The sequence below is a fragment of the Nocardia rhamnosiphila NBRC 108938 genome, from assembly GCF_000720425.1.
Taxonomy (GTDB): domain Bacteria; phylum Actinomycetota; class Actinomycetes; order Mycobacteriales; family Mycobacteriaceae; genus Nocardia; species Nocardia rhamnosiphila.
In genome coordinates, this window is record NZ_JOAJ01000068.1 from 1 (window position 1) to 300 (window position 300).

Annotated in this window: 1 protein-coding gene; it reads left to right on the forward strand. The window is 71.3% G+C overall.

The window, feature by feature from the left end; translation table 11 throughout:
• A partial coding sequence (locus tag IG75_RS39645) for a hypothetical protein (RefSeq protein WP_036516224.1) occupies nt 1-290 on the forward strand: 290 nt, incomplete at its 5' end.
• Between the last annotated feature and the right edge of the window lie 10 nt (nt 291-300).

The following is a 300-nucleotide window of genomic DNA, read 5'->3' on the forward strand; positions in this document are numbered from 1 at the left end:
TCGTGAAGAGAATCGCCGCCGCCACCGTGCTGGCCGGAGCCCTCGCCGCGATCCCCGCCACCCTCGCCCCCCAAGTGGCCCTCGCCGACGTCCCCGGCCACAGCAGCCGCGACGATTCCCACCCGGGCAGGGGCAGCTACGGCGACACCCACGACCTGCCGAGCGATCCCAGCAACCGCAGCGAGCCGGTGCACGCCATCCCGGCCCAGCGCAGCTTCACCTACGACAACGACCAGGGCGGCTACCTCGACATCTGCGCCTACAAGCCGTACTACTACGCCTGCCGGTGATCCCGGTGCC